We start from the raw sequence: 7,654 nt of genomic DNA, 5'->3' as shown, positions 1-7,654 counted from the left end.
TTATGAAGAGGCGACTGGCTTAAAAGCTAAATGGTCAACCGACGATTTTGCAGAGATTAATACAACCTCTTTTACTTTGGCAATCGGCAGCGTACGTACGTTGGCATTCTTTGGCGCTGAGGTTGCTGAACCGGCATCCAATAAAAGCGTTATCATAGAATTCCTTGTTGAAAATGTAGACGAGGATTATGAGCGAGTTAAAACTTTAACCAGTGATATCGTTCAAAAGCCGACAACAATGCCCTGGGGGAATCGGTCGTTATTGTTTCGTGATCCAGATGGGAATTTGGTTAATTTTTTTACGCCTCCAACCGAGAAAGCGGAAAACAAATCGGTCAAATAAAGGGAATATTAGTAACATCGGTTAGGCGAGGTTTGAGAAAATAGGGAACAGGTTTGTTCGCTATTACTGAACACAGAATAATGGAGGGCTTGGAGGGAATTTAACGTGCCATGTCAAAAGAAATGTGACAAGAAAAAACTATTTTAACCGATTCGTTCTAGACAAAAATCATTTAATTTGATATCGGGTCAAAACAAAAAGTATATGCTATTTTTGAAAATTTCAAAAATAGCATATAATGAATCCATACGTTCGATTGGTTGATTGAAAACAACTTACACCGGAACTGGATATGATTTTCAAAGAAGGTACTCAAGCCAGACGAAATCAAAATGCTAACTAATAATGGAATTAGTAGTTAGCATTTTGATTTACAATGTTGTGGTTCGTTTACTTCGAGATTTATTCTATCGGAATCCTATTTTACATATCGATTGTAAAAGTCATAAAGCGGTTTAACATCCTGCGAGCAAATCAAAGGTATCGCGTTTGCTAACAAATCTTCCTCCCAATTCCACCATTTGATGTCTAAGAGTATTTCGATGTCTTCTTCTGTGAACCGAGTTCTTATTAATTTTGCCGGATTGCCGCCGACTATCGTATAAGGAGCAACGTCTTTGGTAACTAAAGCTCTGCTACCAATGACGGCGCCGTCACCAATCCTCACACCGGCCATAATCATGGCTTCACTACCGATCCAAACATCGTTTCCTATAACCGTGTTACCGGCACCTGCAAACCCGTCAGCTGCTTCTTTAAAATTTTCGACTTCGTTCATATAAAAAAAAGGGAAGGTTGATATCCAGTCGTGCCGATGACCTTGGTTTCCGGCCATTACAAAACTGGCACCGCTTCCGATAGAACAAAATGAACCTATGATAAGTTTATCGACGTCATCTCTGTCAGGAAATAGATAGCGTGCACAATCATCAAAAGAATGGCCATGATAGTAACCCGAGTAGTAAGAATATTTCCCTGCAATGATGTTAGGGTTGGTGATGTGGTCTTTTATTATTTTGCCTTTAAAAGGACTTTCAAAAAAATTAATCATTTTGCATATTTTAAAATGTACAATAGAACAGAGAAGGTAATATATATTAATATATTACCTCAATAATAAACTATTTCTTTAAATATGCTAATCAGATATTTTCATAACCAAATATAACGAATTTTAGATAGAATATGTAATTCGAACATTATTCCATCATCCGAATGAATGTCTTGGTGCAAGCAGAGCTTCGGTGAAGAAGAACACCCCAGTCGTGATATCAATAAAATCGTCACTTTCCTTAATTCGGCTACAAACCTTCGTGGTTTGGCTACAGGAATCGTATTGATATTCTAGAATTTTGTTGCATCAAATTTAAATAAGATAAAATTATGCAAACAAATAAAAAGAAAGTAGCCCTTGTAACAGGGGGCAATACAGGTGTCGGTTTTCAAATAGTGAAAGCTCTTGCTAATGATGAATATATCGTGTACTTAGGTGCCCGCGATCTACGGAAAGGGGAAAATGCAGCAGCGGAAATTGGCTTGGGTGTGAAGGCTATTCAGTTGGATATAACAGATAGTGACTCCATTGACGCTGCGGTAGCGCAAATAGAAAGTGAACGAGGATATCTTTCGCTGCTCGTTAATAATGCAGCCATATCACACGCGGGGAAAGCGGGCAGAACAATGGAAGAGATCCTTGGATCCCAACGCGCAAGCATTGCGCCTATTAGCGAGATGAAGACGGTTTGGAACACCAACGTATTTGGAACTCTTGCTGTCACACAGTGCTTTTTGCCATTATTGCGGAATGCCGCTACTGCACGGATTGTAACTGTTTCAAGTTCACTAGGTTCGCTTTCTCTTAACTCGAATCCTGACAATCCTTTTCGCTCAGGATTTGATGCAGTCTATGGTGCCTCGAAAACAGCCCTTAACGGTATTTTCTTGTCTCTAGCGATAGAATTGGAGCGTTCAAACATAAAAGTCAATTTGGTTAGCCCTGGGTTTACCGCTACTGCGCTCAATAATTTTCAGGGGACCGACACCGTTGAAGAAGGCTCTCTTGAACCAATTAGAGTGGCATTAGCAGAAGATATACCCACGGGAAGCTTTACTGGCCCTATCATTTTTTCAGAAGGCGACCACAGTGTTCCTTGGTAACGTTTAACGTTCAAAAACCTATGGCTGTATCATGTCATAGGTTTTTTTTAATAAATTTATGAAATGGAAGCATAAGATCGCTGTATAAAGCACTATGGCTATCCCGTTGCGGATTCAACGAAATTTTGACACAGAAGGAGAGATACAAATGAAAAAAAAAGAAGATAAACTTATACGGTTTATTTCCATATCAGAAAGTCATGAGGCTTTTGGCTTACCTAAGCCGCAGCATCCACTGATAAGTCTTATGCATTTTAATGAGGACAATCCGTTTAATACGGAAATGGCTCCGATTTATGATGTGTTGGACTTCTATAAAATCACTTTCATTACTCAAAACAGTGGAAAATTGAAATATGGCCAGAATTATTATGATTTTAACGAAGGTAGTATGCTGTTTTTAGCTCCCAATCAATTGGTAGGAACCACTGAATATAACGAGAATACCTATGCTTATTTATTGCTCATTCATCCCGATTTTTTATTGGGCTCTCCACTAGCGAAAAAGATCAAGCAATATGGGTATTTTTCTTATTCGGTTAATGAAGCGTTGCATTTGTCAGATATTGAAAAACAGACCATCCTTTCCGTATATAAGATCATGGAACAGGAGCTAAACAACCGCGTCGATGAATTCAGTCAGGAAGTGATGATTGCCCAGATAGAGTTACTGCTCAGCTATGTTAACCGATTTTATAAACGGCAGTTTATTACGCGTAAAGCAGTAAACAATGATATTCTACAAAAGATAGAGACTATTTTGGACGAATATTTCGATAGTGAACGGCCTTTGCATCAAGGAATACCTAGCGTACAATTTCTTTCGGAAAAATTAAACATATCGCCTGGATATTTAAGCGACTTGCTTCGTTCTCTAATCGGACAAAATGGGCGGCAGTATATCCATAAAAAGTTAATTGAAAAAGCAAAAGAAAAGCTTTCTACCACGCAATCGACTGTAAGCCAGATCGCCTATGAGTTGGGTTTTGAGCACTCGCAGTCGTTTAATAAATTGTTTAAAACGAAAACTAATCTTTCGCCGTTAGAATTTAGAGCTTCGTTCAATTGATCAGCTAAAAATTTATTAGAAGTTATATTGGTAGAACGAGGTATACCTCTTGTACTGCTTTTTTTACGTACGGGTCTCCCCAAAAACAAATCTGCCGCGGCGAAAACAGACCGCCTCGTAAAAGATGAATGATCTTCTTGTATAAAACTTACGGGGAATCCAAGACGGTCTTCCGTTTCCTCATGCTCTTTTTCGCCTTTAACAGAAACCCTTAGGATAACATGTCTTCCATCCCATATTCTAGGTATGGGCTGATAATAGGATTAGTCGTTTTAATCAGCAATGATGATTTTTTTGAAAAATGCAATATAGTGCAGTGGGATACCTACAAAGCATTCCGCATAAATCGAAGCCAATTGCCATGGGCGATTTTAACAATATCCTCGTCGTTATAACCCTTTGTTTGCAAAAGAGGAACTATCTTCTGAATATCAGCGATTGTTTCAAGGTCATAAGGGCACTGCTCGCGTCCAAAGGCGCCATCCAGATCACTTCCAACGGCGACATGATTTGTGTTTCCGGCAATCTGACATATATGGTCTATGTTTTTTGCCATGATCGCCATATTACATTGGGTGCCGACTGGGGTGGACTCTCCTCTAACCCAACCCGGCACCATCATCCACGCGTCTAATGCTACACCGATCACCGCGTCCCGATCGATCAGTGCTCGAATCATGTCGTCGCTAAATTGCCGATTATGATTAACGAAGACCCGGCAATTATTATGGCTAGCCCATATTGGCCCTTGGTAACGCTCGATCGCATCCCAAAATGCATCATCATTCAGATGTGTGGTATCCAATATCATCTGGAGGCGATCCATTTCCTGCAACAAGGCAATACCATCGGCATTTAACTTACCTGCCGAATCCGTGCCGTTGGCATATCGCCCTGAACCGTAATGTGCGGGTCCTATCGCACGAAGACCGTAGGCGTATGCCTTTTCGACATAGCTCACATCCACTAAAGAATCAGCACCTTCAAGGCTTAGTAAATATCCTATTGGTTTATTCCATGCTTCCGCACCATCAGTCCATTCAGCAACATGTAGATCCAGTTGCTCTCTGGTACATATTATTCGCATGTAACCTTCGGCTTCCATTTGTTTGTACCAAGCAAGCTGTCCCTGTGTCTGTGCCCAAGCCTGTTCTGGTGAAAACCAACCGGGTAGTAAGCTTCCTGGTTTAACATAGCGGGCTATTTGTGTCGCTACAACCAACCCAATATTCCCTCGACGTAGCTCTTCGAATGTCACAGTGGCGTTGGCTCGGTCGGGCTTGTCGTGCATTCCTTTTTCTCTTGAGTTCAGTTCCGAAATAGACACACGTAGATCTCTATTCCACTCCATAGCATTCATGCTAAGGTCAAGATGCCCATCGATAAAAAAAGGTAGTTCGTTCATTTCATTAAATGTTTAGGATTCTATTTCTACCAATTACTTGCCAGGTTGCTATGTTCTGATGTTCCTGAATAACATATGTGCGGTCGTAAAGGGCGACAGTCGGGCATATATGTGTTGGTATACCATACAGAACTGCGCCTATAGGATACTGTTTACTGTCATTTACCGATAGTACTAAATGCTCTTCGCTTTGAAATACTGTGGTCGCATCGTCCGCATTCAAAAATTTAACCCTTTGTAAAGGTGGGTCCGAGGCAACCGCCTTATATCCCAAATCAACACAGACATGCTGGCCATCAAGAACCGATATCACGCGCATTAGTAAAACGGCGGCGTATTCAAATTCTTGCTCGGGTATCCGCGAGCGGTAACCCCAATCCCAAAAAATAAATGTACCGGGACTACATGTTACGTTTTTTCGTTTGGCATGGCTCGTGAAGGAAGGACTTCCTCCTATGACCATCTTTAAGAGATAAGGACAACGGGGCTGTAAATAATCAAATGCTGCCTTTAGCAATACATAAGCGGCATCACTTTCTTTTTCACGAACCTCAGGATCGCTGTTACTAATATGTCCGTCATATCCATGCACCCCTTCTAAAACAAGGCACTTTCGTTCTTCGATGCACTGCAGCAGGCTCTCTATTTGGTCTACAGAAGCACCTGTACGTCCCATCCCTAAATCGATATCCAGATATACCGAGAGATTCATTTCCCTTTTTTCGGCAATAGAGCCTAACTCCCTTATCGAATGCGTATTATCCAGAAGACAGGAAAAATGGGTGTTTGGGTATGCCTGCACGAGCTTCATCCATCGTTCTATTTTAGGACCTACCGGTTGGTAAGCCATCAACACGTCTTTTGCATTGCTAAGCGCAAGCATTTCCGCTTCGGCAATCGTTGAGCATTTGAACTGTTCAATCCCTGCATCCATCATCATTTTGCAGACCTCGATCATTTTATTAGTCTTGACATGCGGCCGTAAACGGTTTGTGTCTTCACTTACCATTTTCTTGAGTAACCTGATATTATCGGCAATACGTTCAGGATACACCAAAAGGGCCGGCGAATCGATACTATCGACGTTCGCCACCTCGTACCATTGTTCCATCATTTAATCCTCATACAATTCAAACAATGCTTCTATTTCTACAGGAATATTGTCCGGTAAAGAGCCAAAACCCACTGCGCTGCGGGTGCCAATGCCATTTTCTTCCCCCCAAACGGCCGCGAAAAGCTCGCTACACCCGTTGATTATATATGGATGCTGCTCAAAATCAGTGCTGCAATTAACCATTCCCAGCACTTTGATAACGCGTTTCACTTTATTCAGCGAACCAAGATTCGTTTTGATGGTAGATAACATGGTTAGCCCCACCTGTCGAGCAGAAAGTTTCCCTGCTTCTGCGTCCATATCGTGGCCAATACGACCTACGATTAGGCTAGCATCATCCTGCACAGGCCCATGTCCTGAAAGATACAGGTACTTACCGTCGATCACATAGGGCTTGTAGACTCCTTTAGGTGCTGGGGCCGGAGGTAGTGATAGGCCTAATTTTTCAAATTGTTCATCTGCATTATACATCATCTTTTATTTTTTTAGTTGACAAATTCATTATATCACCAAGGACAATAACATTACTGCTGTCAGTCCAACGACAGAAACGAGAGCTTCCATCGTCGACCATGAGCGTAACGTATCTTTTATCGTTAGTCCAAAATACTCTTTAAACATCCAAAAACCAGCATCGTTGACGTGCGAAAACATCAAGCTTCCCGCACCAATCGCTAGTACCATTAGATTGGGGTCTACCCCTGAAGACCGGAGCAGGGGGATTAATACGCTTGCTGCCGTCAGGGCGGCAACCGTTGCGGACCCTACACACCCACGAATAATAGCAGTGATTATCCAAGCTAGAATTAATGGGTGTATCGGCAGCGCCTGCAGGCTCTGTGCCAATTGAAGGCTCGTGCCACTCTCTTCCATCACCTCCTTAAAGACCCCAGATCCGGCGATGATCAATAAAATCATAGCAATATCTTTGACCGCTTCCGTGTAGATCAGCATTATATCCTTTACCGAACGCTTCTGGTATATTCCTAAAGAAAAAGAGGCGTAAATGATCGAGAGCAGCATGACAATGGAGGGGGAGCCTAGAAAATTGATGACCGAAAGAACAAAAGTATTCGACGGGTGGACCGTATAGGGGAGTACAGTCAAGGAGATCAATAGGAAGACAGGCAGTAGCGCAGTTATAAAACTATTCGAAGTCCCCGGACGGTCATAGCCACTGTGTTTTTCTTTATTCTCTTCCGAATGAAATATAGTTGCTTTTCCTGTCTTTAATTTCCCTAAGGATCGTCCAAAAATAGGCCCTCCAATAATAACGGCTGGAACCGCGATTAGCAAGCCGTATATCAAGGTCAATCCCATGTCGGCTTCAAATAATACAACTAATGCAACAGGAGAGGGGTGAGGTGGTATAAAGCCGTGCGTAACAGATAAGGCCGCCAGCATCGGTAAGCCAATATATACTGAGGACAACTTATATTTATAAACAATAGAAAATATTAGCGGAACAAGCAACACAAAACCAACGCCATAAAACAAAGGAATACCTACAACAAATCCTGTAAATGCCATCCCCCATTGTAGATGTCTTACACCAAATAATCGAAC

Annotated in this window: 8 protein-coding genes; 3 read left to right on the top strand and 5 right to left on the bottom strand. The window is 41.8% G+C overall.

The genetic code is table 11. From position 1 onward, the window contains the following. Nucleotides 1–343 (top strand): VOC family protein (locus HP439_RS16560; protein ID WP_172391452.1); only part of this gene is annotated, 343 nt, incomplete at its 5' end. 418 nt (nucleotides 344–761) lie between these two features. On the opposite strand, the gene catB is transcribed toward HP439_RS16560, so the two are convergent. Beyond that, nucleotides 762–1,394 carry a type B chloramphenicol O-acetyltransferase gene (gene catB, locus HP439_RS16555; protein ID WP_172391451.1) on the bottom strand — a complete coding sequence of 211 codons (633 nt, stop codon included), beginning with the start codon at nucleotides 1,392–1,394 and terminating at the stop codon, nucleotides 762–764. A 332-nt stretch (nucleotides 1,395–1,726) separates the two neighbouring features. Here catB and HP439_RS16550 point away from each other — a divergent pair, with 332 nt between their 5' ends. After that, complete coding sequence (locus tag HP439_RS16550; RefSeq protein WP_172391450.1) at nucleotides 1,727–2,500, top strand: SDR family NAD(P)-dependent oxidoreductase; 774 nt, start codon at nucleotides 1,727–1,729, stop codon at nucleotides 2,498–2,500. 148 nt (nucleotides 2,501–2,648) lie between these two features. Further along, nucleotides 2,649–3,569, top strand: a complete 921-nt coding sequence (locus tag HP439_RS16545; protein WP_172391449.1) for a helix-turn-helix domain-containing protein — start codon at nucleotides 2,649–2,651, stop codon at nucleotides 3,567–3,569. A gap of 325 nt (nucleotides 3,570–3,894) precedes the next feature. Here the strand turns inward: HP439_RS16545 and HP439_RS16540 are convergent, their stop codons facing one another. The 4 genes from HP439_RS16540 to HP439_RS16525 form a co-directional block, all read right to left on the bottom strand. Continuing rightward, entirely contained in the window at nucleotides 3,895–4,974 is a 1,080-nt protein-coding gene (locus HP439_RS16540) for a dipeptidase (protein ID WP_172391448.1), read from the bottom strand. A gap of 4 nt (nucleotides 4,975–4,978) precedes the next feature. Beyond that, on the bottom strand, nucleotides 4,979–6,088 hold the full coding sequence (locus tag HP439_RS16535; protein ID WP_216657886.1) for a D-TA family PLP-dependent enzyme: 1,110 nt from the start codon (nucleotides 6,086–6,088) through the stop codon (nucleotides 4,979–4,981). Further along, nucleotides 6,089–6,562, bottom strand: a complete 474-nt coding sequence (locus HP439_RS16530; protein WP_246229397.1) for a RidA family protein — start codon at nucleotides 6,560–6,562, stop codon at nucleotides 6,089–6,091. Between the two features lie 27 nt (nucleotides 6,563–6,589). Then, on the bottom strand, nucleotides 6,590–7,654 hold a 1,065-nt coding region (locus tag HP439_RS16525), incomplete at its 5' end, for a gluconate:H+ symporter (protein WP_172391447.1).

This window comes from Sphingobacterium shayense (assembly GCF_013179575.1).
In the GTDB taxonomy this organism is placed as follows: Bacteria; Bacteroidota; Bacteroidia; order Sphingobacteriales; family Sphingobacteriaceae; genus Sphingobacterium; species Sphingobacterium shayense.
This window is presented reverse-complemented; position numbering and strand designations above follow the sequence as displayed.

Bases quoted from the DNA above. Each gene is read 5' to 3' on its own strand.
- catB (WP_172391451.1), bottom strand. From the start codon at position 1,394: ATGATTAATTTTTTTGAAAGTCCTTTTAAAGGCAAAATAATAAAAGAC.
- HP439_RS16550 (WP_172391450.1), top strand. From the start codon at position 1,727: ATGCAAACAAATAAAAAGAAAGTAGCCCTTGTAACAGGGGGCAATACA.
- HP439_RS16545 (WP_172391449.1), top strand. From the start codon at position 2,649: ATGAAAAAAAAAGAAGATAAACTTATACGGTTTATTTCCATATCAGAA.
- HP439_RS16540 (WP_172391448.1), bottom strand. From the start codon at position 4,974: ATGAACGAACTACCTTTTTTTATCGATGGGCATCTTGACCTTAGCATG.
- HP439_RS16535 (WP_216657886.1), bottom strand. From the start codon at position 6,088: ATGATGGAACAATGGTACGAGGTGGCGAACGTCGATAGTATCGATTCG.
- HP439_RS16530 (WP_246229397.1), bottom strand. From the start codon at position 6,562: ATGATGTATAATGCAGATGAACAATTTGAAAAATTAGGCCTATCACTA.